20 protein-coding genes are annotated in these 24,505 nt (G+C 53.2%); 14 read left to right on the forward strand and 6 right to left on the reverse strand.

What is annotated here, in order from left to right; all coding sequences use genetic code 11:
• The 5 genes from ACEQ15_RS12220 to ACEQ15_RS12240 all read left to right on the forward strand — a co-directional run.
• A partial coding sequence (locus ACEQ15_RS12220) for an alginate export family protein (protein WP_370279472.1) occupies positions 1-542 on the forward strand: 542 nt, incomplete at its 5' end.
• A gap of 304 nt (positions 543-846) precedes the next feature.
• On the forward strand, positions 847-2,772 hold the full coding sequence (locus ACEQ15_RS12225; RefSeq protein WP_370279473.1) for a sigma-54-dependent Fis family transcriptional regulator: 1,926 nt from the start codon (positions 847-849) through the stop codon (positions 2,770-2,772).
• 126 nt (positions 2,773-2,898) lie between these two features.
• Positions 2,899-4,623: an ABC transporter ATP-binding protein gene (locus ACEQ15_RS12230; protein ID WP_370279474.1), complete on the forward strand. Its 1,725-nt coding sequence runs from the start codon at positions 2,899-2,901 to the stop codon at positions 4,621-4,623.
• A 1-nt stretch (position 4,624) separates the two neighbouring features.
• Complete coding sequence (locus ACEQ15_RS12235) at positions 4,625-5,317, forward strand: S8 family serine peptidase (protein ID WP_370279475.1); 693 nt, start codon at positions 4,625-4,627, stop codon at positions 5,315-5,317.
• An 11-nt stretch (positions 5,318-5,328) separates the two neighbouring features.
• Positions 5,329-6,657 carry an NAD(P)/FAD-dependent oxidoreductase gene (locus tag ACEQ15_RS12240; RefSeq protein WP_370279476.1) on the forward strand — a complete coding sequence of 443 codons (1,329 nt, stop codon included), beginning with the start codon at positions 5,329-5,331 and terminating at the stop codon, positions 6,655-6,657.
• A 7-nt stretch (positions 6,658-6,664) separates the two neighbouring features.
• Here the strand turns inward: ACEQ15_RS12240 and ACEQ15_RS12245 are convergent, their stop codons facing one another.
• Positions 6,665-7,045, reverse strand: coding sequence for a hypothetical protein (locus ACEQ15_RS12245; RefSeq protein ID WP_370279477.1), 381 nt, complete (start codon positions 7,043-7,045; stop codon positions 6,665-6,667).
• Positions 7,046-7,310: 265 nt separating this feature from the next.
• Here ACEQ15_RS12245 and ACEQ15_RS12250 point away from each other — a divergent pair, with 265 nt between their 5' ends.
• The 3 genes from ACEQ15_RS12250 (at position 7,311) to ACEQ15_RS12260 (ending at position 9,636) form a co-directional block, all read left to right on the forward strand.
• Positions 7,311-7,781, forward strand: a complete 471-nt coding sequence (locus ACEQ15_RS12250) for a cytochrome c (protein ID WP_370279478.1) — start codon at positions 7,311-7,313, stop codon at positions 7,779-7,781.
• A gap of 196 nt (positions 7,782-7,977) precedes the next feature.
• Entirely contained in the window at positions 7,978-8,847 is an 870-nt protein-coding gene (locus ACEQ15_RS12255; RefSeq protein WP_370279479.1) for an RluA family pseudouridine synthase, read from the forward strand.
• A gap of 111 nt (positions 8,848-8,958) precedes the next feature.
• Positions 8,959-9,636 carry a cytochrome b/b6 domain-containing protein gene (locus tag ACEQ15_RS12260; protein ID WP_370279480.1) on the forward strand — a complete coding sequence of 226 codons (678 nt, stop codon included), beginning with the start codon at positions 8,959-8,961 and terminating at the stop codon, positions 9,634-9,636.
• Positions 9,637-9,679: 43 nt separating this feature from the next.
• On the opposite strand, the gene ACEQ15_RS12265 is transcribed toward ACEQ15_RS12260, so the two are convergent.
• From ACEQ15_RS12265 to ACEQ15_RS12275, 3 genes are read right to left on the reverse strand one after another with little or no spacing between them, the layout of a single operon-like run.
• Positions 9,680-12,577, reverse strand: coding sequence for a putative bifunctional diguanylate cyclase/phosphodiesterase (locus tag ACEQ15_RS12265; RefSeq protein ID WP_370279481.1), 2,898 nt, complete (start codon positions 12,575-12,577; stop codon positions 9,680-9,682).
• Between the two features lie 32 nt (positions 12,578-12,609).
• Positions 12,610-13,785, reverse strand: coding sequence for a hypothetical protein (locus tag ACEQ15_RS12270; protein WP_372530381.1), 1,176 nt, complete (start codon positions 13,783-13,785; stop codon positions 12,610-12,612).
• A 4-nt stretch (positions 13,786-13,789) separates the two neighbouring features.
• A complete protein-coding gene (locus ACEQ15_RS12275) occupies positions 13,790-14,251 on the reverse strand; it encodes a hypothetical protein (protein ID WP_370279483.1) in 462 nt (153 codons plus the stop codon).
• Between the two features lie 175 nt (positions 14,252-14,426).
• On the opposite strand from ACEQ15_RS12275, the gene ACEQ15_RS12280 reads away from it, so the two are divergent.
• The 3 genes from ACEQ15_RS12280 (at position 14,427) to ACEQ15_RS12290 (ending at position 17,310) form a co-directional block, all read left to right on the forward strand.
• Complete coding sequence (locus tag ACEQ15_RS12280) at positions 14,427-14,741, forward strand: Rieske (2Fe-2S) protein (RefSeq protein ID WP_370279484.1); 315 nt, start codon at positions 14,427-14,429, stop codon at positions 14,739-14,741.
• Between the two features lie 66 nt (positions 14,742-14,807).
• Entirely contained in the window at positions 14,808-15,449 is a 642-nt protein-coding gene (locus tag ACEQ15_RS12285; protein ID WP_370279485.1) for a glutathione S-transferase, read from the forward strand.
• Positions 15,450-15,750: 301 nt separating this feature from the next.
• Entirely contained in the window at positions 15,751-17,310 is a 1,560-nt protein-coding gene (locus tag ACEQ15_RS12290; protein ID WP_370279486.1) for a methyl-accepting chemotaxis protein, read from the forward strand.
• A 195-nt stretch (positions 17,311-17,505) separates the two neighbouring features.
• Here ACEQ15_RS12290 and ACEQ15_RS12295 read toward each other — a convergent pair whose 3' ends face one another.
• A complete protein-coding gene (locus tag ACEQ15_RS12295) occupies positions 17,506-18,324 on the reverse strand; it encodes an ion transporter (protein WP_370279487.1) in 819 nt (272 codons plus the stop codon).
• 240 nt (positions 18,325-18,564) lie between these two features.
• Positions 18,565-20,367, reverse strand: coding sequence for a hypothetical protein (locus tag ACEQ15_RS12300; protein ID WP_370279488.1), 1,803 nt, complete (start codon positions 20,365-20,367; stop codon positions 18,565-18,567).
• Positions 20,368-20,677: 310 nt separating this feature from the next.
• On the opposite strand from ACEQ15_RS12300, the gene sbcD reads away from it, so the two are divergent.
• The 3 genes from sbcD to ACEQ15_RS12315 form a co-directional block, all read left to right on the forward strand.
• Positions 20,678-21,922, forward strand: coding sequence for an exonuclease subunit SbcD (gene sbcD, locus ACEQ15_RS12305; RefSeq protein ID WP_370279489.1), 1,245 nt, complete (start codon positions 20,678-20,680; stop codon positions 21,920-21,922).
• On the forward strand, positions 21,919-22,515 hold the full coding sequence (locus ACEQ15_RS12310) for an AAA family ATPase (protein ID WP_370279490.1): 597 nt from the start codon (positions 21,919-21,921) through the stop codon (positions 22,513-22,515). Before sbcD ends, ACEQ15_RS12310 begins: the two co-directional genes overlap by 4 nt.
• Before the next feature lie 54 nt (positions 22,516-22,569).
• On the forward strand, positions 22,570-24,505 hold a 1,936-nt coding region (locus ACEQ15_RS12315; protein ID WP_370279491.1), incomplete at its 3' end, for a hypothetical protein.

Here is a 24,505-nt window from a genome sequence, read left to right on the forward strand (position 1 = left end):
AGAACCTGTTCCTGTCCTTTGAATACGTGTCCGAAACCGGCGGTGATCAGGTCGAGAAAGATGCCAACGCCTGGTACGTGGAAGGTGGCTGGACCTTTGCCGATCTACCGTGGACACCAAACCTCAACTACCGCCACGCAGAGTTCTCTGGGGACGATACCTCCACCACCGACGACGAAACCTTCGATCCGCTGTTCTTCGGTTTCACCCGCGGATTCGGTACCTGGTTCCAGGGTGAGGTGGCATCCAACTATGGTGGCCCGTTCAACAGTGGCAACGATGTTGATCGCATCGAACTAACCGTATCGCCGCGTGAAGACCTGTTGGTCGGCCTGCAGTACTGGGACTTCGGTCCGCAGGACAACGCGGCAGACAACTCAGCCACTGAGATCGACCTGTACGCACTCTGGACCATCAACGACAACTGGGTGTTCAGCCCAATGATCGGATTGTATGAACCGGAAGGCAGCTCCAACATCGCGGCGCAGGGCAACAGCGACGACAACCTGTATCTGCAGGCGGTGCTGATGTATGTCTATTGATCTATGAAACGCCTATGTCGCCCTCGGAGCGGGCTGCTACATCCACGGCTCGTAGCAGCCCGCTCTGAGGGCGACAACAAACAAAGCTCGACTCAACCCCTTCGCCAAGGATGGCCGGGTAGCTTGGCTGACTGGTTGCTTTAGCCAGGCTACCCACCCCGAAAGCCAGGATGCAGAGGGAAGGGCATCGCAGAATCGGATAACGCTTTCTGCTAGTATTTTTTGAATTACTCGTTGGTTACGTAAAGGTAACCGAATCGATCAACCACAAGTCCCAACAATAAAAATAAAGGTGGAGTGGACAATGGCGATCAATACCGAACCCCATAACCTGTTACGCACCGACGTAACACGGCAACTGATTCTGCAGCGTGAACTGCCCGGTGGTCAGCTGCGTGAATCAATCGAAGCGTCATGGTTGCGCAGTTTCGACGCAGGCCTGGATACACAAAATATGGCCGAGGTGGAAAACCTCAGCCGTGGCGATATGCAGGATCTAAAGGAGCAAAACAAGTTGCTCCTGGACTGTGCCGCACCGGAAGTAGAGATGTTAACGCGCCAGTATTCCGCCGACCGTGCCCTGGTGATGCTAGCCGACCGTGATGCACGTCTACTGGCGGTACAAGGCAACAGTGAAGCGCTCGACAAAGCCGCGCGCTACGCATTGAACCCCGGCGTGTGCTGGAGCGAAGGTAGCCGTGGCACTAACGCCCTCGGAACCGCACTCGTTGATGGTCAACCCATCAAGATCGAAGGTAACGAACACTTTCTTGATCGCCTGACCCAGTTCAGCTGTACCTCTTCACCGATCTTCGATCCCAACGGCAATACCTTGGGTGTGCTGGACATGACCCATCTGCGTGGTCGTGTACAGCAACCGTTGGAAGTGGTTCAGATGGCGGCACGCTCCATCGAGAACCGTCTGTTCTCAGCCAGTTTCTCTGACAATGCCGTTATCGCCATTCATACCCGACAACAGTATCTGGATTCCGTCTGGCAGGGGCTGCTCGCCGTTGATCCCGATGGCGGATTGCTCGGCGCCAATCAGCACGCTCACCAGCTTCTTAATATCCGCGACGGTTCGCTCAAACAACGCCAACTGGAAGAGATTCTGGGAATCAGCTCCAATCAGCTGATTGGGCATCTGATGCAGGGCAAAACCTACACCCTGCAAACCCGGGCCGGTAACCTGTACTGTCGGCTGGTCCAGCTACCGAAGCCACGTATCAGCGTCCCGTTTACAACAAAGCAACAGGTAAAGCGTGGTACCGAAGATAAACGCCCGGATCTCACTGAAGTGGCGGGCAGGAACCCACGCCTCAACCGCAGCCTGAAGATGGCCCTCAAAGGGATGTCCCATGATCTGCCGGTACTGCTGAACGGTGAAACCGGTACCGGTAAGGAAGTGGTTGCCCGCGCACTGCATGACGCAGGTCCTCGCGCCAAGAAACCGTTTGTGGCCGTAAACTGTGCGGCAATCCCTGAAGGCCTGATCGAATCAGAGCTGTTTGGTTACCGTGAAGGTGCGTTTACCGGTTCCCGTCGCGGCGGCATGGTGGGGCGCTTCCAACAGGCCGATGGCGGTACGCTGTTTTTGGATGAGATCGGCGATATGCCACTGGCCTTGCAAGCCCGTCTTCTGCGCGTGTTGCAGGAACGCCGGGTGGCCCCGTTGGGCGGCGGAGAGGAAGTCTCCCTCGATATCCGCCTGATCTGCGCCACACACCGCGATATGCGTGCCTTGGTTGCTGAAGGCGACTTCCGAGAAGATCTGTTTTACCGCCTGAATGGCGTCGGGGTAAAACTGCCCGCCCTGCGCGACCGGACAGATCTGCGGGAATTCCTCACTTCACTGCTGAGAACAACAGAGCAGCGAATGGATTTCACCCGAGCAGTGGAGTTTGATAACTGCCTGCTTGATAAACTGGCCAGTTACAGCTGGCCCGGCAACATCCGTCAGATGGAAACAGTGCTGCGGGCCGCCTTGGCATTTCTGGATGATGATGAAACGCTGATCACCGAAGAGCACCTGACCGATGACTTTCTGGAGCAGCTCAACGGTGAATCTGACGGGCAGGGCAATGGCGGCATACTAAAACAGAGCGAACAGCAAACCATCCGCAAAGCACTGGATGAGAACAACGGCAATATCAGCGCAACGGCTAAAGCCCTGGGTATCAGTCGTGCCACACTGTATCGCCGTTTGCAGGAACTGGAGCAGGAGGGGTAACCTTCCTGACAGCCTGGATCGTTACAAGCTGTTACATATTCGAACAAACTACTGTAATGCCCCTTGTTACATCCGGTTACAGTGGAATCAGAACCATTTATTTACTTTACCGAGAACCGCATTTTTATGATCAGATGGCTCTCCCGCGCCGTTGAAACCACCGATCCCCACGCGTTGGAACAAGCGTTCCGCTGGCTGTTTGGCTTTGTAACACCACAACGTGCAGCAATCTTGCGTGTGTTGGGCCTGTCGCTGTTTGCCTCCATGCTGGTGTTGATGCAGCCGTGGCTGACCAAGATGCTGATCGACGACGGCTTGATCGCCAAGGATTACGGCACGCTGGTGCAGATCGCCGTAGCGATGATCCTGGTGGGCATCTTGGGTACTGCGCTGTCGGGCATTAACCGTTACCTGCATACCAAACTCTCCGCACGTATCCTATTTAGCCTGCGTGATGACGTCTATGGCCACCTACAGAAGCTGGCACCATCCTTCTTTGCCCAACGCCGCATCGGCGATATTCTCTCCCGCCTGGACGGGGATGTGGCGCAGATTCAGCGCTTTGCCGTGGACTCCCTGTTCTCTGCGGTATCCAGCATCATCGGCCTGATCGGTGCGGTAATTTTGATGGTGACGCTCTCCTGGCAGCTCTCCCTGATCGTAGCGCTGCTGATTCCCATCGAGGTGCTGTGGTTACGCTGGATGCGGCGCAAGGTAGAAGTACGAACCCGTCGCTTGCGCGAACGCTCAGCAGACCTCTCATCATTCCTGGTGGAAACCCTACCAGCGATGAAGTTTATCCAGTCTGTGGGACAGGAGAAGCGAGAAGCTAAACGCCTCAGCGGTCTTAACGAGCATTATCTGGGTGATCTGCTGAAACTTCAGGTTACGGAATTCTTTACCCAAGCGGTGCCAGGTACATTGACCTCTCTGTCCCGCGCCGGTGCGTTTCTGATTGGCGGCTACTGGGTGATCGAAGGGCAGTGGCAGCTAGGGGCGCTGATCGCGTTCTCGACCTATCTGGGTATGGCGGTTGGCCCGGTACAAAGCTTGTTAGGCCTCTATGTGGCCATCCAGCGTATGACGGTCAGCCTGGGCCGTGTAATGGAGCTGCGTCGTGAGCCTGTGCTGGTGGATAGTGCAGAAAATACAGCACTGCCAGCGAAAGGTGGCGACCTACAGTTACACAACGTGAGCTTTGCCCATACGGCCGAACACCGATCTGTATCGATCCTGAGTAATGCCAACCTGCGAATCCCATCCGGCAGTAAAATCGCCATTACCGGCCCGTCAGGGACAGGCAAATCCACCCTGATCGACCTGCTGCAACGCCACTACGACCCGCAGCAGGGGAGTATTACCCTGGATGGGATTGATCTGAAACACTGCGCGCTTTCAGACCTACGTCGCCATATCGCAGTTGTGAGCCAGGAGATCGTGCTGTTCCGCGGCAGCGTGGCCGACAACATCCTCTACGCGGCCCCCGATGCCACCGACGAGCAGGTGAAAGCCGCCGTTATCCAGGCCCAATTGGGCGAACTGATCGAACAGATGCCACAAGGGCTGGACACACCGCTAGGTGAGCGCGGCCAGCAACTCTCCGGCGGACAACGCCAGCGCATTGCCATCGCCCGCGCATTGCTGCAGCAACCGAGTGTATTGGTGATGGATGAAGCCACCTCTGCAGTGGATGAAGCCACTGAACGGGAGATTATCACTGCTGTCGACCAGCTTTTTGCCGATCGCACCCGCATCCTGATCAGCCACCGCGCTTCAACACTGCAGAATGTCGATCGCTGGTTCGAGTTGATTGACGGCCAGTTGATCGAAGCTACCGCGGAGGCCCGTTAGGATGAAAGCAATCAAGGTAGGTATCGTTGACAGCGGTTTTGCCCCACACCAAACGGATTGGGTCTCTGATTCTGCCGCTTTTATCCTGCAGGACAATGCCCTTTGGCAAAGCGACTCAGAACCAGATCAGTTGGCCCACGGTACCAAGATCATCGACGTGATCCACCACTGTGCGCCAACAGCCGAAATACTGCTAGCGCAAGTATTCAATGAACGGTTTACAACAACCGCGCTACAGGTCGCTGCGGCCATAGAGTGGCTGACGGAACAGCAGGTCGACGTGATCAACTTGAGTCTTGGTCTGCGCACAGATCGGGAGGAACTACGCGAAGCGATCGCCGCAGCCGTTGAGGAGGGCATCCTGATCTGCGCATCGTCTCCAGCCAAAGGAAATCCTGTCTATCCATCAGCGTACCCCGGTGTGTTGCGTACCACCGGTGATGCGCGCTGCGACCAAACAGAGTGGTCACTGCTCAACACCCAATACGCAGATTTCGGTGCGCACGTGCGTTGCCTGGAGGGCAGTATCGCAGGTGCTAGCATCGGCACAGCATACATTTGCGGTCATATCGCGCACTTTTTGGGTGAACACCCAGATGCCAGCCGGGCTGATCTGGGCCGTCACCTGAAATCCAACGCCAGCTACTTTGGCGCCGAGCGGCGTGGTCCGGACGAGGTCTGGACAGGGCCTTGAGGAGACACCAGATGTCAGAGCAAATCATCATACTTGGTGCGGGCCCTGCGGGCGGTGCAGTAGCCTTGGGACTGATTCGCCTGGGGTACAAGGTGATCGTAGTCGGTCAATCACGTCCATTTGATGCGGTAGAAGGGATCTCCGAACGGGTGGTTGAGGGCCTGAAAGGCGCAGGTTTTAAGCGAGCGTTGGAAGCGATTCGTGAACCGTCGGCCCGCAATGCCACCTGGAACGGTGCCAGCAACAGCGCCAACACCGAGCGACTGATCAATCGCAGAGATCTGGATGCCGGTATCTGGCAGGATCTTATCGATGCTGGCGTTACTTGTATCAATGCTCGCATCAGCAAGGTTAACCACAGCGACACAGGTGTAGAGGTTTCAATTAAGCACCTGGCTGACGGGCCAACCGAATCAGTTCAAGGTACGTTTCTGGTGGAAGCCCGAGGCCGGGCAGCACCATCCGCTGGCTTAAAGCGCTTCCGTGGCGCCGAGACCGTCTCCTTGTTGCAGTACTGGCAAGGTCCACCTGCAACCGCACAATCAGCAGCGGTCAGCTTTGAAGACGGCTGGGCCTGGTTTGCGATGACAGAGCAGGGCAAACGCTACCTGCAGCTTACCTTCGACGTTGCAACAGCCAACCTGCCGCCCAAAGCGGAATTGGGCCACTTCTGTACCGAACGCCTGCTTCAGATCCCGCAGGCAGAACCGTTTATGGTGGATGCCAAACCGGTTGGCGAACCCCACGCCCGTACCAGCACGCCGATTCTGTGTGAAGAAGCAGTCGGTGAGCGTTGGATTCGGGTAGGGGATGCAGCGATGGCGGTTGATCCGCTCTCAGGTAACGGGATCTTCCAGGCGATGTCCTCCGCGCTGCAGGCACCGGCGGTAATCAACACCTTACTGAAGTCACCTGAAAATGCAGAGATCGCCAAACAGTTCCATCAGTCACGGGTGAAGGCACTGTTCTACCGCTTTGCCCGCATCGGTCGGGATTTCTACCGCATGGAAGAGCAGTGGCAGGATCGCTCGTTCTGGCAAACCCGGCACCACTGGCCTGATGACCAACCTATGCACGTGGCGACAACCTTTGATCAGTTTGAAGTGAAAACCATGCCTGTCGTGCAGGGTGGTGAGATTGTGGCTGCTGAAGTCGTCGTCACACCGGACCAGCCGCTGGGTATCTGGCACCTCGGCGGCATTGAGCTGGCACCGGTCGTAAGAGCAGTTAAGGATCGACAGCCAGGAGAATCGGTTCAGGCAGCAGTTTCACAGCTGAATCTTGAACCGATACACGAGAGAGCCGTTTTAAGCTGGCTCAGGGGCCTGGGGAGCATCTAAGCTTGCGTTAACGCCTGAATGCCAATCGGATTAGAAACACCGACAGCACCAGACAGACTAACGCCGCCGCGAACCAGAGCATGGTCTCTGTAGTGATAGTAACTTTGATGGATCTGTCAGGGGTAACGCTTAAAAAGGGTTTGGGAGGGGTTTCGTTAGGCCCTGCGGCGGTGGGACCAAACTGGGTAAGAAAAGCATCCGTTATAACAATCTTCCCATCTGCCGTTCGCTCCGTGTCTTGGAGCATGGTCGTCGATATCTCATCAACATGATCACTAACGTTCTTTCCTACAATGGAAAAACCGGTAATCACCACCGTCGCTAACAGCAAGCTGGCCAGAAAAAACTCGACGAACGCTTTGCCAAACTGACGTTCCTTGTAATTCATAATGATTCCGACCCACTGTTGGTTGATGGACGCGAACCTCATATGAATACATCTTCGGCAAACGGTTGTTTGACTTTAAAAATCATCATACGAAAATTATTCATTAAAAGTTAAGATCATTGAATAAAAATAATAATCGCTCCATACGAAGCACTTACACGCTTTACAAAAATTAACTCAACATTAGATTTCTTGAATATAAGGTTGGTGGTAGGATTGCGCTACGTGAGTACTATCCAATGACCATTTGACAGGAGTCGAACACATGAAATCTCTCGTGAAAGTAGTTTCTGCAGTTTCACTGGCAGCACTGGTAGCGATGCCTGTGGCGGCAGAGCAGCCATTTGAAAAAGAGATTGAAGCGCGTAAAGCACACATGCAGGTTGTGAAATACAACATGGGCATTCTGGGTGCGATGGCGAAGGGCAAGCGTGAATATAATGCGGAGCTGGCTGAAGCGGTAGCGAACAACCTGTACGCAGCGGCATCCATGAACAACATGACCATGTGGCCACTGGGTTCTGATAACAGCGTAGCGGGTCTGGAAGACCTGACCAAGTCCAAACCTGAAATGTGGGCCGCCGACTCTGAAGTGGGTGAAAAACACGAAGCATGGGTTAAAGCCTCCGAGCAGATGGTCTCTGCTGCGGGTCAGGGCCTGGATAGCCTGAAGAATGCGATGGGGCCTCTGGGCAAATCCTGCAAGAGCTGCCACAAAGCATACAAAGCGAAGTAGTTCTTTTTGATAGCTCCCCCAGCTGTGAGCCCTTTCTGGCTCTGGTCTCACAGCTATTTCTATCATTCCTACCAGATTGAGGTATCATGCCTTAACTCGACAACAGAGCCACACTGCCTTGCCACACCACCATCCTCCCTTTGAGATCACATACCCAGTTTTCACCGAATGCCTGAACGACGATACCCATACCGTGATGGCGTTTATCGCCCCACGTTTTGCCAACCATGGCGCGGATGAACTCGTACGCTGGATAGAACAAGGTCGTATTCGGCTAAACAACCGGCTCACAACAGTCGATCATGTTTTATCCCCCAACGACCAGATCACACTATCTTTTCCCGGTCATATTGAGGAACCAGCTGACTGTAACTGGCGTATCGTATGGCAAAACGATGAAATTATGGCGGTCTACAAACCCCATCAGCTACCCGTCAGTCGCACCACACGCAATCTCTACAACACGCTGATCCAACTGATTCGTCGCCAAACACCGTATTACGACGCGCATCTTCTGCATCGCCTGGATACAGAAACTGCCGGGCTGATTCTGATCGCCAAAGATAAAGCCGCTGATCTAAAGTGGAAGAAACAGCTCAATACGCTCATCGAACGAAAAATCTACCACGCAGAAGTGCAAGGTATGCCCGCCTGGAAAAGCAGGATTGTGGAGTGTGAACTGGCCACCAAAGAACACAGCGCCATTCGCAGTCAGGTCTATGTGGTGGATGGCAGCGAAGAGGGCGGTTATATCAAGCCCAAATGGAGCAAAACGGCGTTTCGTGTAATCGCTCAAAATGCCGATAGTGACAGTGCCGTCATCGAGTGCGAACTGTTTACCGGCCGCAAACATCAGATCCGTGCACACCTTGCCTGGCTGGGACATCCGCTCATCGGCGATAAGATTTACAGCCACGGTGGGCAGTACTATTTAAAACGACTCAACAATCCCCTGACCGGTCAGGATCTGGAGTGCCTAGGCTCACCACATCACAAACTAACCGCTGTTGAGCTAACGATTCGTCCCGATCCAATAGCGGCACCCATAAACATTTGCCTGACCTGACTGACACATACTCTTTAACTTTACAAAAGTTAACCCCACATTAGATTTTTCACATATAGGGCGGATGTTAAAATACAGCCCTCAACTGAGCACCTCCGAAAGGAATTTCACATGATACAAGTCGCTGCGCGGCGTATGATCAACGTCTGGGATCTGCCCACACGTATCTTTCACTGGACCCTGGTTGGATTGTTTGTCTTTCTGATTATCTCAGGTGATATGGGAGATGATCTGATCGAATGGCATTTTTACGCGGGTTATCTGCTATCCGGCCTGATCCTGTTTCGCGTTATTTGGGGTGTAATTGGCTCCAAACATTCACGCTTCACGTCGTTTGTCCGCCACCCAAAAACCACGATCACATACCTGAAAGGGATGTTTAACGGCAATGCAGAGCATCACTACGGCCACAATCCGGCTGGCGGCATGATGGTGATTGCGCTGCTGGTATTGCTGGCCCTGCAGGTCGCAACGGGTCTGGTCACCACTGACGATGTGATCTGGGATGGACCGTTCTACAGCGCTGTAAGTGACCAGGTTGCAGAGATCGGTGGAGAACTGCATGAGACCATCCAGGGTCTGCTGCAATTGCTGGTAATGCTGCATGTGGCTGCGATCATCTTCCATCGTTTCAAGTACAACGACCCGCTGGTCCCGGCCATGATCCACGGTAAAAAGCCGGATATGGGCGGTGCAGTATCCGCCCGCAACGTCAGTGTGGTACGTACAACAATCGCACTGGGATTGTCTTCCGCCTGGGTGTTCTACCTATTTAGCTTGCCACTCTAACTGAGTGTCTCGTTGAGAGCCTCCCGAACGCCCAGGAGGCTCTCTATTCCCTGATCTCTTCAAGTGCAGCAGATACAGCGCCCAAACGCTTGAGGTTAAGATCTTCGGCCGTTTCAATGCTTGGAGACGGCTTACCAATCAGATAACCCTGCGCATATTTCACACCCAATACCTTCAGCACCTGCAGAATCGCTTCTGACTCCACAAACTCCGCTACCGTACACATCTCAAAACCGCTCACCATCTCAGTCAGGCATTTCACAAACACCTGTTCCTGTGGGCTGCGTTCCAACTCACGCACATAGGAACCGTCCATCTTCACGTAGGAGAGGGGCATCTGCTTCAGGTAACTGAAGGAGGAGAATCCCACACCAAAGTCATCCAGCGCGATACGACAGCCCACCGCTGCCAGTTTCTCCAGGGTCAGTAGGGCAGACTGGAATTCGGAAAGGAAGGCGGTTTCAGTAATCTCGATAATAATCTGGTCAGGCTTTATCCCATGACGGTCACACAGACGGAAGAAGGTGCGGTCAAAGGTAGGTGACTGGATACTCGGCGCCGATACATTCACCGCCAAGCTGATCGGTTTATTCGAGGATTTATCATTGTATTCCGCCAGGAAACGCATCGATTCCGCCAGTACCCAGGTATCGATCTGGCTGATTAAGCCGGTACGCTCTGCCACCGGGATAAATTCTCCCGGTGGTATCACACCACCATTTTCATCCTTCATACGCAGCAGTACTTCGTAGTGGCTGATGCTGTTATCGGTCACATTGAGTATTGGCTGAAAGTACAGGCAGAACAGGTCCTCAACCATTGCTTTGCGGATACGATCCTGCCAGTTGAGATCCGCCTGCATACGGTCTTTCATGGCACGACTAGCGTCGTACAGGTGCCAGCGCCCCTGACCCTGTTGCTTCGCGGTATACATCGCCATATCCGCCGCTGCCAACAGCTCTTCATCACTGTCACCATGATCCGGATACATCGCACCACCCAGGCTGCAGCTGAAGTGCTGCAAGGTACCGTTGGGCAGGCACATGTGGGTATTCAGCAGGGTGGACAGCTTTGCCATAACGGCACGCGCGGTTGCAGCGGTCGCCCTCGGCAGAAGCACCACAAACTCATCTCCACCAAGTCTCGCCACGATATCGGTATCGCGGGTATGTTTCTCCAGCAACTGGGAGATATGCACCAACACCGAATCGCCCACATTGTGGCCCGCCGTATCATTGATGTACTTGAATCGGTCCGCATCGATAAACAACAAGGCGCCACGGGCACCACGGGCCAATGCGGTGGCAAGCCGCTTTTGAAAGGCGTGACGGTTATGCAGCCCGGTCAGCGTATCGTGCGATGCCAACCAACTGAGTTTGTTTTCAGCTTCAACACGCTGAGTCAGATCCATACCCACTGACAGGATAGCGGGCTGGCCCACTTCCCATTCAACCAGAGAGTGCAGCCAGGTGACGTAACGCAGTTGCCCCTCACCGTCGATTAGTTGTCCTTCGTGCTGATATTGCTGTGGTTCAATAGCTATCAGTTCAGCTATATGCTGCTGCCAATTGTCTGGCATCGTATCGGGCACATGCAGATCAGCAAAATTTTTCAAAGCCTCAGATTCATCCAAATCGGAACCGATTAGCTCACGTCCCCAACGGTTCATCAGTTGAATATCTCCGTCTGGAGTCTGAGTGAGGATGATCAGCGGTGCGGTATCCAGAAGATTTGATACAAACCGACGTGCGCGGGTCTGCTCAGCCATCTGATCGCGCAGGGTAAGAGTATTCTGTTCCACCGTCTGGTTTAGCGCTTCCAGTTCATCACACACCCGTAACGCGGTGTGCTCAAGCACATCCAATTCATCACGCATCCAGTAGCGATTACGTTGTGGTATCTGGGCTCTCGCCCTGGCAAAGTCACTTTCAGCCAGTAGGGGTAGGGCACGGGTTATTCTGGCCAGTCTTTCGGTTGGATTCAGTATTAGCAGAATCAGAAGAATCTCTGCCATAACCCAACCAACAACACCAACCAACACGCCCTCTCTAATCGTTTTGTATAGAAGATGTTGGCTGTCGGTAATGTCCTCCAGTGCAATCAACACAGGCGTGCTATTAATCAAATCAAGATTGCCGATGGGCAGTACGTGACTGCGCAGGTGACGATTTTGTACGACACCGTCGTACTGACTATCTCCTGGCACGCTGGACTGACTTTGTATTTGAGACAGCAGCACGGACTGCTCATTGAAATTGCTCAGCGCCCACAGATCAAGCCTCCAATTAGGCAGCAATCGCTCCGGATCGATATCAGCACTCTCTGGTGGCGCTAGTAAGATACCCAGATCAATGCCCAACAGACGCTCGAAAGAGACCACAAGTTCGGAAATATTCCGTCCTATCACCACAACTCCGCGCATGTCCCGGCTGGTAATAAACGGCTCGATTACAAAGTAGGTACACTGCGTGGTACAGCTAAGCAGCGAGTGGGGGTGCATATCTTGGGCAACACTGCGAGCAATCTCAGCAATCTGATCTCGCTCAGCCGCCGCAACCTGATCCTGGTGGTGCAGCACACCCAATGTACGACCGTTCTGGTCAAACATACCCAGATAGTTGAGATTGAGGTTATACGTCAGATTGAGCCAGTGAGGACCCAATGCCTCCTGCAGCCGCGCTTCATCACGCAGACGCATGGCATCTGACACATTATCGAGATCCGGCAGCAGCATCGCCAACTGAATCTGCTGGTCACGCGTGTCCTCCAGCAACGAGATGAGCGCCTGGTCCTGCTGTGTCACTGATCGTTGCGCGTCCCGCTCAGATTCAGATAGCAGAGTGAATGCATACAATGTAACCATCGATAGACTGATGGCAACCAGAACCAAACTCAGGAAGAGAACCGCCTTCCAGCGTATGCTGAATTTTGTCTGCTGCATCAACCTTCACCCTTGTGCGTCAGAAACATAAGTCAAAAGCTATATACCACCTGCACCGCGTAGGTTTCCCATTTACGCCTGTTATCGGCCAGCACGGGGTTGTCCACGCCCGACAACCAGGCGGTACCATCCGTACGGTGGTATTCCGCGCGAACAATCCAGTCTGGCGCCACATCCCACTGCATACCCAGCATCCAGTTTTTACCAAAGCCTACATGGGGCGGATTAAACTTTGTGTCGCCATCCCGGTCTTTATCGTTAACGATCTGTTCGCCGTACCGCAGCGAGAAGGTGAGATCCGGCCGATAACGATAATCCACCTGCGCGTAGTAACTTTCACCCTTGGCCCGGAAATCCTCGAATGCTGGCCCAAAGCCTTTGACGTTATTAATCATCAGCAGGTATTCGGCCGTAAAGGTCCAGAATTCAGTGTTGTACTGTCCAGAGTAGAGCAGCATGTCGGAGATCACATGGCCACCCAGAAGTGGATTAAGTGGCGTCTGACGCTGGTAATCTAGGCTTGGACGGGTGTAGCTCAGTGCAAAGCGTAAGCCACTGTCCAGGGCCTCGTACATCACCTGGCCGCCATGCATAGACGCATCCTCAAAGTGGCCGGGGGTTGCTTGTTTGAAGACGTAATACTCCATCTCCTCATCACCAGGATCGCTGGAACCGGCAAAGAGTTCAAAGGTCAGATCCCCCCAGGGACGATTGAGGTTGCCATAAACACTCCCCCCGTCCGTGGATACCAGAGCATTGCGGAACTGTTCGAAGTAAACACTGGCCGGTGTAAAGATGCCGTTTCGGGCAGAAGGCGCATCTCGTGTTGTGTTGTAGAAACCAAAAGGGATTTTGATCCGGCCAAGCCGCACGCCATAACGGGAGTCGAAATCGCTGTATGCATGCAGATCAGCGAGTGCAAAGTCGACACGCGGGTCGGAATCGCTCTCTCGGCCAGCATTACGAGAGATAAGCTGTGCAGCAAAATTCACATTGCGGAGGGGCTGCCAGTAACCGTTAACGCCGATCTCGCGAAAATCGAAACTTCCGCCGTCTGAACGCCCAAAAAAGTTGTTACCGCTGGTGTCTATGTACGCCTGACTAACAAAGCCATGTACAGTCAGCTCATCGGTCAGCTCTATGGCATACGCCGGTATAGAGAGCAGCGTTGCCAAGGTGACCTGCAAGGACAATGCTTTAAATCTCATCTTCTTACTCAATACGGATGACATTCAGATCTCCCTCCTCGACAGTCCCTACGTAGCCAATCGCACCGGGTGTACTCATCACCTTGCGCAACATCTCTTGTCCATCAGCACCAACCTGAGGGGCACGACCTGTACCGGAATACACCAGCCGCCGCCATATCCGCTCCAACTGGTAGGGGTAGGTCCCCAAGACCTCGGTCGCAAATATTTTGTGGGTCGGATGATTCTGTTCCAAGACAAAAACTTTTACGCGCTGCCCGTTGGACCAGCGCCGGCTGTGCATCGCAAACATCGCAAGCACGTCGTCACGACTCAGCGATTGAGTGGAAACGGAAGGGTGGGAAATAATGACGGGGCTCTCTGCCGCAACTGCGAACAGCGGCACGAACCACATCAGCAGAACGGTCAGCAGAGGAGGGCGTAAAACCCTCGAAATCCATGGGCCAGTACGAATCCGTGCTCTCATAGGTTATTCCGTGGCAACCAATACAGATAAGTCCGTCGTCAAACAATTATAGATCGGGCTTTTCGCACCCGCCGTAAAACTTGAACCTTATCACCTGTCTCTTAATGGTGCCCACTCAAAAATCGACAACAACGCTATAGTTAAATGCAGTATCAGCTACCGACTGGAGTAAGAGATGAGTCAATGGCAGGATCTGTGTGCGCTGGATGAGCTGCCTCCCAACGAGCGCAAAGTAATTTCGACCCAAAGTGGACTGAAGCTGCTTCTGGTAAATATCGACGGAGAGATTCTTGCCGTTGAAGACCTGTGTCCCCACGACAACGGCCAACTGCATGAAGGGCCGATCGAAGGTACTGATATTATCTGTCCGCGCCACGGTGCCCGTTTTTGTCTCAGAACCGGCGAAGTGCTGGCTCCACCTGCAACCGAAGACATCGACAACTTCCCAACCCGTATTAACGGCGATCGCATCGAAGCCTTCCTGCCCTAACCCGGGACTTGCGATAATTCGGTAACGGCCCATAATGCGCTACGTTCTTAATGTCGCAGGTTCACCATGTCCACTAGCCAACACCCGATCCTATACAGCTTTCGTCGCTGTCCCTACGCAATGCGTGCACGTCTCGCCATTGCTTACGCTGGTATTGAGGTAGAGCTCAGGGAAGTTGTTCTGCGAGACAAGCCTGCACAACTGCTGGAGGCATCCGCGAAGGGCACGGTTCCGGTACTCATCCTGCCGGACGGACACGTAATAGATGAAAGCTACGATATTATGCGCTGGGCCATCAGTGAGGCGTGTGATTGTGGCTGGCGCGCGCATGAATCAGAGAGTGATGCCTGGGTAAAACGCAACGATAACGAGTTTAAGCCTTGGCTGGACCGCTACAAATACGCAGACCGATATCCAGAGCATCCTGAAAGCGTCTATCAACAGTACTGCCTGGACTGGTTCACTATGCTCGATACCCAACTGCGAGAGCAGGGCGGATACCTACTGGGTAGCAAGATGAGTCTGGCGGACGCAGCACTGCTGCCTTTTGTACGCCAATGCGCTCATGTGAACCGTGATTGGTTTTACCAGCAAGAGTTGCCCGCCATACAGGCCTGGCTGGATCAGTTCCTGGCCTCATCGCTGTTTAAACAAGTGATGCACAAATACCCCCAATGGCATCCTGATGATGCTCCTACCATTTTTTAATTGCCACACTGAAAGTTAGCTACACTGCAACAGCAGCGTAACAAGCGGTCACTTATTATACAGCCGTGAAAACCGCCCTGGGCACAAAGTACTTTTAATACGCAATACGTATTATGTACTTTCCTGATATCGTCATACACGCAATACAACTTTATATAGTTGCGAATCATTCTAATTTAGAATGGCAAGCGTTCAAAAATTGGTTTAGTCTTGCGCGGAATGACCTCCGGGGTAACTGAATCTGCTGCCGATTCAATCAATAACCCCTTGAATAATAATGGATTTAATAAAAGGAGTTTGGATGAAAATTCAGGCATCTACACAACGGGAAGTTCTTGTCCCAGAGAATGTTCAGCTGATTTCTACCACAGACCTGAAGGGCAAAATCCTCTATGCTAACCCAGCATTCTGTGATGTTTCTGGCTTCTCACTGGAAGAGCTAAAAGACAAACCACACAATCTGGTTCGGCACGCCGATATGCCTAAAGAGGCTTTTGGGAATCTTTGGGACTCCTTGAAGCAAGACCAAGCCTGGCGTGGCATCGTAAAAAACCGCTGCAAAAACGGCGATCATTATTGGGTTGATGCCTACGTGACGCCGCTTTATGACAACGGCATCAAGATTGGCTACCAGTCAGTCCGTGTGCGCCCGACAGATGCACAGAAAAAGAAAGCCGAAGCAATCTATGGCGAGATCAAAAAAGGCAAACTGAATAAGCTGTTGCGCAGCAGCTCAATCAACACATCTATGCTGTTGGTTTCTGCTGGCATTATCGCCGCAGGTACAGCGGCCAGCCTGTTGCTGCCGCAAGGCATTGCATCCATCGCTGCCACAATACTGACAGGTATCTCCGTTGCTGCGGCGTGGAGCTGGCGTGTGCGCCGCGTTACCGGACTACAAAGTAAAGCCCGCGCAGTCTCCTCTAATGACCTGATCAAACTTGTCTACTGTGACTCCACCGATGAAACTGGTGATATCCAGCTCGGTCTGGAGATGCAAGAAGCCCGCAATCGCACGGTTTTAGGGCGCCTGGCGGATATCAACAAAACCATCGAACAATCCGTTTCGATCACCGACAGCGCCATTAAACGTACCGACTCAGGCATCAGCCGCCAGGATCTGGAAACCGACCAGGTGGCCAGTGCTGTCAGCCAGCTGGCAAGCGCGACCGACGAGATTGCAAATAACACCCAGCATACATCTACCGTGAGCCAGAACGCCGTTAACGTAACAGATGAAGGACGCCGCGCCCTGGGAGATGTGATCAGCAAAACCTCCCGTTTGGCAGAGCAGGTGAGACATGCTGCGGACACAACGTCAGAGCTGCAAACCCAGGCCGACGAAATTGGCAATGTGCTGGCGGTCATCAACGATATCGCTGATCAAACCAACCTGTTGGCGCTTAACGCCGCCATTGAGGCTGCGAGGGCGGGTGAACACGGCCGCGGATTTGCGGTGGTATCTGACGAAGTACGCACACTGGCAACACGCACTCAGAACTCCACCCAGGAGATTCGCGCGGTGATTGAGCACGTACAGAACGCGGTAAACCGTACCGTCCAGATCATGCAGGAAAGCGAAACTGAAACGCAGAACGTAATCAAAGCCACGCAGCAAACCGACGAGGCATTTGTGAATGTTCAGAGCATGATGGGTGAGGTAGCCGATCGCTGCTCCCAGATTGCGGCAGCATCGGAAGAGCAAACAGCAGTTGTGAGCGACATTCACCGTAGCGTCTGCTCAATCCGTGAGTTGTCAGGCGAGAACAATGAAGCATCCCGCCAAACCAGCGAGGCCAGTCAGGAGCTTCATAAGCTGGTGGACTTGCTGAACTCCATGGTTAAAGCGTTTGAGAAATAACTCTTCCGAACAAAACAAAAAGCCCCGTCAGTTGAATCTGACGGGGCTTTTTTATGTTCACCATAAGGTAGCCCTGTAGGTTGGGCATCGCGAAGCGATGCCCAACATATCAATTCAAAGCTACTTCTTCACTGTTGGGCTTCGCATTGCGAAGGCCAACCTACGCTTGTTATTTGGTCGATTAAATATGAGGAATCAGCTGGTTTCCTTTTCTTTATTCTGAGCCTCAATAATCAACTTTAACTCATTGATCTGATTAGAAAGATCTTCGATTGTCAGCTGTCCTTCCGCAATCGCTTTCTCTTTTTCTTCCTGCGCATGCTCACTCTCCATCACGTTCACCACGATACCGATTACCATGTTCAGGAATGCAAATGTGGTCAGGAAAATAAAGGTCAGGTAGAACAACCAGCTAAACGGATAAACCGCCATGGTCTCGTACATCACGTCGGTCCAGTCCTCAAAGGTCATTACCCGGAACAACGTCAGCATCGCAATGGAGATATCACCCCACAGCTCAGGATTAATCTCTGCGAAGAACGACGCACCGACTGCGGCATAGATGTAGAAGATGATAAACATCAGCAGGATCACGTATCCCAGCTGTGGCAGGGCCTTGATCAGGGAGTTCAGCAGCAGGCGCAGCTCCGGCACGATGGATACCATTCGCAGCACACGGAAGATACGGATCAAACGGCCAACCAACGCCATCTCACTGTCCTGAATCGGCACGAGACTTACGACAACAATCAACGTATCGAAGACGTTCCAGGGATTTTTGAAGAAGTTACGCTTATCCGGCTCACCGATGAAGCGGATTGTGATCTCAACCAGGAAGAAGAGCGTGATCGCGCTGTCCAGCCAGCTGATAACCATCAGTACGTTATCGGGGATGTCGTAGGTTTTTGCACCGATCACCAGTGCAGAAAACATAATGACGCCGACAACAAAAAACTCGAAGATTCGGTTGGAACGCAGCGCGTAAAAACGCGCCTGCAGCAGGTCAAAGTTCATGGCTACTTCAGTCGTATAACATATTGGTATGGAGTGGAAATCTGCAGTATACCCGGCGCGTATTGCAACAAGGCTATGCGCTAAAACACCCATAAAGTCCAGGTGTATCACACACGGAAATACTGTTTTACATGGGGCGTATTTATAACGCTTTTTTGCTAAGTAACCAATGAAGAAAAAGTCTGCAATTTAACTAAATATGTCGATTTAAAAGATAAAGCAGGAGAGAGGCTGTTCAGGCTATAGCCCCTCCAGGAAACGTTGGCGATCCTCATCCCGCAGATTGCTTTCAAAGAAGTTAATCAACTCGTGGACGCTTTCACGTCCTTCCTCGCCAGCAACTTCTCCAATAGTGAGCTGCTCGTGGCGCTCGGAAAGGTGATGCAGCATCTTCTCTCCCATATCAACCGGGATCTCATCGAGTAGCTCTACAAACTGATCAACTTCTTCTCCGGCCATACCCGCCGCTTGCCAAAAGGCATCGCTCAGATCAGGCCCAAAGGATAGTGCGGTGTTCTGTAGGGCTTCCACATCCAGGGTATTCGCCAGGGCGTTGGTGTGGCTCATAAAGTCCTGTGTATCTTCCTGAAGATACTCATCGGACAGCTCGGCCAGAGGGACCTGTTGCTGCGTCAGGCGATTAAGATCGTGCACCTGCCGATCGCGCGCTTCTGCGCCCATCGCCTGCAGATTCTCGCTCAGATGCATCGCGCGCACCGAGATGTCTACATCGTCGTTATTTCGGTTCACCCAGGCATCAGTGGCAAGCACGCTGATCAGGCCTTCCTGGTCACGCTCACCCGTCCCATCGGACTTCACCTCAAAGAAAGACTTACCATCCACTCGTTTCTCTTCACCCATACGTGACATAAACACCGCATCACGAACCGTTGCGTCACTGCGTAACCCATCAATTACAGAAACAGCTTCAGCGTTATCTTCCAGGTCAGCCGGGTTATCGCTATCAGCACCTACCAGTTGATCTAGGCCGGTTTCAGTTATCGCCAGATAGGCACGTTGATCTGAACGATCGATCGAGCTGAGCTGATTATTCATCTGCACAACCTGCTCGTCGCTGAACTCAAAGTTTTCAAGCAGGCTTACGCTGCTCTCAAGCATGCCCAAGAGGGTATCGGCAGACTGATTGTCATGATCAGCAGCTGCATAGATATCACCCAGCGGGGAGGGAGTTTTAGCAATTGCTTGAGAGAAGTGATGATCAACAGAAGCAGCCAGGTCGCCAAGAAAGTTGATCGCGGTATCCTTAGCTGCATTGCCGCGTTCAGCCAGCTGATCCATCAGGCGCTCGCCCAAGGCGGTATCTTTGCCCAACACATTCAGCAGACCCGATTGCTGTGTCTCGCTGAAGCTGTCCAGACTGTCGAGCATCTCCGACACATTTTCGGATTCGCCCACCGCGTGTACAAAGCTATGCAGATCAGACGCAGCAGGTGAGCCTGTTGCCTGAAGGTTCAGCGCAATTGGCGAGTATGTATCGGAGGTATCACGTGGAGGTATATGGGCGGCAAGCTGTTCCGTCTTTTCGAGCACTCGGGCACGCGTGCTTCCATCCAACTCCGATAGGGCAGAGAGCAGGCGATCCGGGCTCTGACCGGCCTGAATAATAGCGTAGAACCCGCCTTGCCTTGGCAGAGTACGCAGTCCCTCAAGCGTATTGGCCAGCTGTCCCAGCTGTTGATCGCCTAACTGCTCTGCAAGTGCCAGAAACGCTTCGCTTTCGATGACCTCGGAATCAATCAGCGTATCTTGCTGATCATCGGACAAGCGGTCCAGTACCGACTCCATGCGCTGTGCTTTCTCGGAGTGTTCAACCAGCAGAATCCGTTCTTTACCCTGAAACGCCGTGTAGTCCGATGTAACATCTGACACCGCTGAGCCCGAAGACAACGTCACAGTATCTGTGGACGGTGTGACCGAATGTTTCTGAGCCTCGTCCGCAGTCTGCGGCGTGGCAGGTTGGGTCCTGTTGCTGGACAGCTGATTGGCAACTGCTTGATGCAAGCCTGCAGAGTCCAATTTCATATCCAAATCCTTTTATTCCTGCTGCCTGTTTTGAGGCTATCGGCAGCCTCAAAAAATCAGATAGGGCTCAAAACATTAAATTTTCGCCATACTCTCCACGAGCGAGGATGCATTATGGTCAGACCGCCCATCACACCTAGCCTGTGAAGCGACTATCTCTTACGAAGAAAAACAATAAATCATTCAATTCAAACGCTTAAACAACCAAACACAGGTGATTTATTTGGATTGACGGCACCCGGAGATGGAGCCGACAGAGCGAACAAGATACTATTGCCGAAACTGAAAAACGGATTTCTGAGCACGATTGATGCGCATTCTGCACACCTCCGACTGGCACCTGGGCCAGCACTTCATTACCAAAAGCCGCGCCGCGGAACACCAAGCCGTGATCAACTGGTTACTGGAGCAGGTTACTCCGCATCAGATTGATGCGGTGATCATCGCCGGCGACGTGTTTGATACCGGCGCACCGCCCAGCTATGCCCGCGAAATCTACAACCGCTTTGTGGTAGAGATGCATAAACTGGAGTGCCAACTGGTGATCCTTGGAGGCAATCACGACTCAGTCGCCACACTGAACGAATCCCGTGGACTGCTGGCACACCTGAACGCTCAGGTTATCGCACAGGTACAGAACGACCTGGAAGAGCAGTTGCTGGTATTGAATGACAACGCTGGAGAGCCCGGCGCGATCCTCTGCGCCATACCGTACATTCGGCCACGCGACGTAATCACCAGCAATGCCAACGAATCGGGCGTAGAGAAGCAACAGGCATTGGGCGAAGCGATTAAAGAGCACTACAAAAAGCTCTTCCAACTTGCTGATAATAAAAGAAAAGAGTTAAAGACAAGCCTACCCATTATCGCCACAGGCCACCTGACAGCGATGGGCGTTAAAAGCTCGGAATCAGTGCGTGATATCTATATCGGCAGTCTGGAAGCCGTGCCGTCCAGCGCATTTCCACCCGCTGACTACATCGCTCTGGGCCACATTCACCGACCACAGATCGTTGCCCAATCCGAGCAGATCCGCTACTGCGGCTCTCCCATTCCACTGAGTTTTGACGAGCTAGGCACCCAGAAACAGGTGCTGCTGGTTGATTTTAACAACGGCAAACTCTCTGAGATCCAGCCTCTGGAAGTACCTCTATTCCAGCCGATGGAAGTGATCAAAGGCGACCTGAAAGCCATAGAAGCCGCCCTAAAAACTCTGCCCACAGCGGACAACGCGCTTCCAACCTGGCTCTGCATTGAAGTTGAAACCCAGGACTACCTGAACGACCTGCAACAGCGTATTCAGGCAATGACTGCTGATTTGAATGTGGAAGTACTGCAGCTGCGTCGCGCACGCACTGATCGCCAGGACCGCATTGAGCGTCAGGACACCGAAACCCTGGCGGAACTGACACCAGAAGACGTCTTCGAGCGCCGCCTGACATTGGAATCGTTCGACAACGACGAGGAACAGGCGCGCCTTACACGCATCCGGCAGCAGTTCCGGGAGATCGTCGCGGAAGTCGAGCAGCCACAGCCAGAGGAGATCAACGCATGAGAATCCTCAGCTTGCGGCTCAAGAACATCAACTCCCTGAAAGGCGAGTGGAAGATCGACTTTACCCAGACACCGTTCTCCGACAATGGCCTGTTTGCCATTACCGGGCCAACCGGTGCGGGCAAAACCACCATACTGGATGCGATCTGTCTGGCGCTCTACCACCGTACACCGCGCCTGAATACCATCTCCAAAACCAGCAACGAGCTGATGACACGGGGTACCGCAGACGCGCTCGCCGAGGTGGAGTTTGATGTAAAAGGCGTGGCATACCGAGCGTTCTGGAGCCAGCGACGCTCCCGCGATAAAGCGGACGGCAACCTGCAGGATGCCAAGGTTGAATTGGCCAGTATGGACGACGGCAAGATTCTGGCATCTCAGATCAAAGCCAAAAGCCAGATGATCGAGCAGATTACCGGCCTCGACTTTGCGCGCTTTACCAAATCGATGATGCTGTCACAGGGTCAGTTTGCTGCATTCCTGAATGCCGATGCCAACGACCGCGCCGAGCTACTGGAAGAGCTGACCGGCACCGAGATCTATGGCCTGATCTCTGAGAAAGTGCACGAACATGTTACCCAGCGTAAGAATTAACTGGACCAGCTGAAATCCCGCGCAGAAGGGGTTGAGCTTTTAAGCCCCGAACAGTTGGAAGAGCTGAAAGAAAGACTGGGCGAGCTGTCGCAACAGGAAAAAGAGCTCAATACCAAACGACAGCAGATCCGCAGCCATAAAGAGTGGTGGGATAAAACTACAACCGCGGAACAGGCCCTCACGGTGGCCACCGAAGGGCTGACCCACGCCGAACAGCACTACCAGCTGGAAAAAGACGGACTGGAGCGCCTTGCTCAGGCGGAACCTGCTGAAAAACTGCGCGCACCCTACACACTGCTGCAACACACCACCGAAAAGCACCAGCAGGTCATCGCACAAGCACAGAAGCTGGCCATAGAAGTCCGCAACGCTCAGCAGCAAGCTGAAGTCACCCGCAATACACTTACAAATGCGGAAAATTCCCTCGAAAGTGCACGCAAAGATCAGCAAGCACAGGAAAAACTGCTGAACGAGCAGGTGATTCCGCTGGATAACCAGCTGCAACAGGCCAACGCAGAACTGAAACGCCTTGAAACAGATAAAGCACGCACTGAGCAGCAGGCTGAAGCACAACGCTCCAACCTCGCCAACGTCGAGCAGCGACTTAAGCAGGTGACTGCCGAGCTGCAGCACTGCGAACACTACAAAGTGGAACACGCGCAGGATGAAAATCTTGCGGCGCAACTACCACGCTGGCAAACACTGCTGGAGCAACTAGAGCAACAACAACGCCAGCAAACCACCCGCCAATCTCAGCAAGCCGATCTGTCCCGCCAGCAACACAAACTGCAAACGGACGCACAAACGCTCAATCAACAGCTAAGCGCACGCCAGCATACTGTGGCGCAGCACCAAGTGGCTATCGAACAGATCAACGCTGAACGACAACAGGCTCTGGCGGGGGCAGACGAGTCCCATCTGCAAGCTGAGCACCAGCACCTGCATAACCAGCAGGTCATGCGACTGGAGCTTAAAAACATCAGCGATCGCTGCCAGGGCCTCATCGCCGAGCAAACAACACAGCAGAAAGAACAGGCAGAGCTGGGCGCATCAGCCAACGCCCTGCGTACACAAGTTCAGCAGCTACGAGAACGATACAAACAAAGCCACCAGCACCTGAAAGATATTGAGAAACTGATTGAGCAGGAAAAGCGGATTACAGACCTCGCAGCAGAACGCGCGAAACTGCAGCCGGACGAAGCCTGCCCACTGTGCGGTTCCACCGAACACCCGCTGATCGACCAATACCAGACGCTTAACCTCAGCGAAACCGAACAGCGCCGCGATAACCTCAAAACAGAGATCGAAGCGATCGAGCAGCAGGGGAAAGAGCTTTCGAACGCCCTCAACAAAGAGGAAGCCAAACTTGAGCAGCACAACCAACGTCTGCAAGCGATTACAGACGAGTTAAACCACCTGCAGACACACTGGCAGCAACTGACTGGCCAGATCCCAGTTACTCTCGACCTTAACCAGCGTGAAGCACTGCAAAGCTATCTGCACCAGTGTGATAGTCGTATGCAACAGCTGGCAAATCAGTTGGAGCACCTGCGATCGATCGACCAACACCTCCAAGCCACCAGCAACGAGCTGAATGTGGCAGAGCAGGAACTACATAAAGCCAACCACGCACTTGCGCTGAACACCCAGCAGCAGAATACGGTTGGCCAGCAGCTCAATCAGCTGGAATCGGAGCTGACCTCACAGAAAGAACAGATCGATCAGCTGCAGCAAACACTGGAAAGCCAGTTGACCTCTGTGGGCCGCACCATGCCGGATCTATCAGAGATCGCGATCTGGAATGCCCAGCTCCAGCAGGCCGCTGCCCGCTGGCAGGAGATGATCAACACTCTACACGACTGCCAGAAACCCCAATCCAGCCTGCAATCTGAAGCTAACGCCTGCAGGCAACAGTTCCAACAGCTTACGGACCAGCTTACCCACCTGGCAGATGGCTATAGCAACGCAACCGCACACCGAAACGATCTGC

Source organism: Pontibacterium sp. (genome assembly GCF_964228735.1).
Lineage (GTDB): Bacteria > Pseudomonadota > Gammaproteobacteria > Pseudomonadales > Balneatricaceae > Pontibacterium.

Coding starts and splice junctions, on each gene's coding strand:
- ACEQ15_RS12225 (WP_370279473.1), top strand. CDS start 847: ATGGCGATCAATACCGAACCCCATAACCTGTTACGCACCGACGTAACA.
- ACEQ15_RS12230 (WP_370279474.1), top strand. CDS start 2,899: ATGATCAGATGGCTCTCCCGCGCCGTTGAAACCACCGATCCCCACGCG.
- ACEQ15_RS12235 (WP_370279475.1), top strand. CDS start 4,625: ATGAAAGCAATCAAGGTAGGTATCGTTGACAGCGGTTTTGCCCCACAC.
- ACEQ15_RS12240 (WP_370279476.1), top strand. CDS start 5,329: ATGTCAGAGCAAATCATCATACTTGGTGCGGGCCCTGCGGGCGGTGCA.
- ACEQ15_RS12245 (WP_370279477.1), bottom strand. CDS start 7,045: ATGAATTACAAGGAACGTCAGTTTGGCAAAGCGTTCGTCGAGTTTTTT.
- ACEQ15_RS12250 (WP_370279478.1), top strand. CDS start 7,311: ATGAAATCTCTCGTGAAAGTAGTTTCTGCAGTTTCACTGGCAGCACTG.
- ACEQ15_RS12255 (WP_370279479.1), top strand. CDS start 7,978: ATGGCGTTTATCGCCCCACGTTTTGCCAACCATGGCGCGGATGAACTC.
- ACEQ15_RS12260 (WP_370279480.1), top strand. CDS start 8,959: ATGATACAAGTCGCTGCGCGGCGTATGATCAACGTCTGGGATCTGCCC.
- ACEQ15_RS12265 (WP_370279481.1), bottom strand. CDS start 12,577: ATGCAGCAGACAAAATTCAGCATACGCTGGAAGGCGGTTCTCTTCCTG.
- ACEQ15_RS12270 (WP_372530381.1), bottom strand. CDS start 13,785: ATGAGATTTAAAGCATTGTCCTTGCAGGTCACCTTGGCAACGCTGCTC.
- ACEQ15_RS12275 (WP_370279483.1), bottom strand. CDS start 14,251: ATGAGAGCACGGATTCGTACTGGCCCATGGATTTCGAGGGTTTTACGC.
- ACEQ15_RS12280 (WP_370279484.1), top strand. CDS start 14,427: ATGAGTCAATGGCAGGATCTGTGTGCGCTGGATGAGCTGCCTCCCAAC.
- ACEQ15_RS12285 (WP_370279485.1), top strand. CDS start 14,808: ATGTCCACTAGCCAACACCCGATCCTATACAGCTTTCGTCGCTGTCCC.
- ACEQ15_RS12290 (WP_370279486.1), top strand. CDS start 15,751: ATGAAAATTCAGGCATCTACACAACGGGAAGTTCTTGTCCCAGAGAAT.
- ACEQ15_RS12295 (WP_370279487.1), bottom strand. CDS start 18,324: ATGAACTTTGACCTGCTGCAGGCGCGTTTTTACGCGCTGCGTTCCAAC.
- ACEQ15_RS12300 (WP_370279488.1), bottom strand. CDS start 20,367: ATGAAATTGGACTCTGCAGGCTTGCATCAAGCAGTTGCCAATCAGCTG.
- sbcD (WP_370279489.1), top strand. CDS start 20,678: ATGCGCATTCTGCACACCTCCGACTGGCACCTGGGCCAGCACTTCATT.
- ACEQ15_RS12310 (WP_370279490.1), top strand. CDS start 21,919: ATGAGAATCCTCAGCTTGCGGCTCAAGAACATCAACTCCCTGAAAGGC.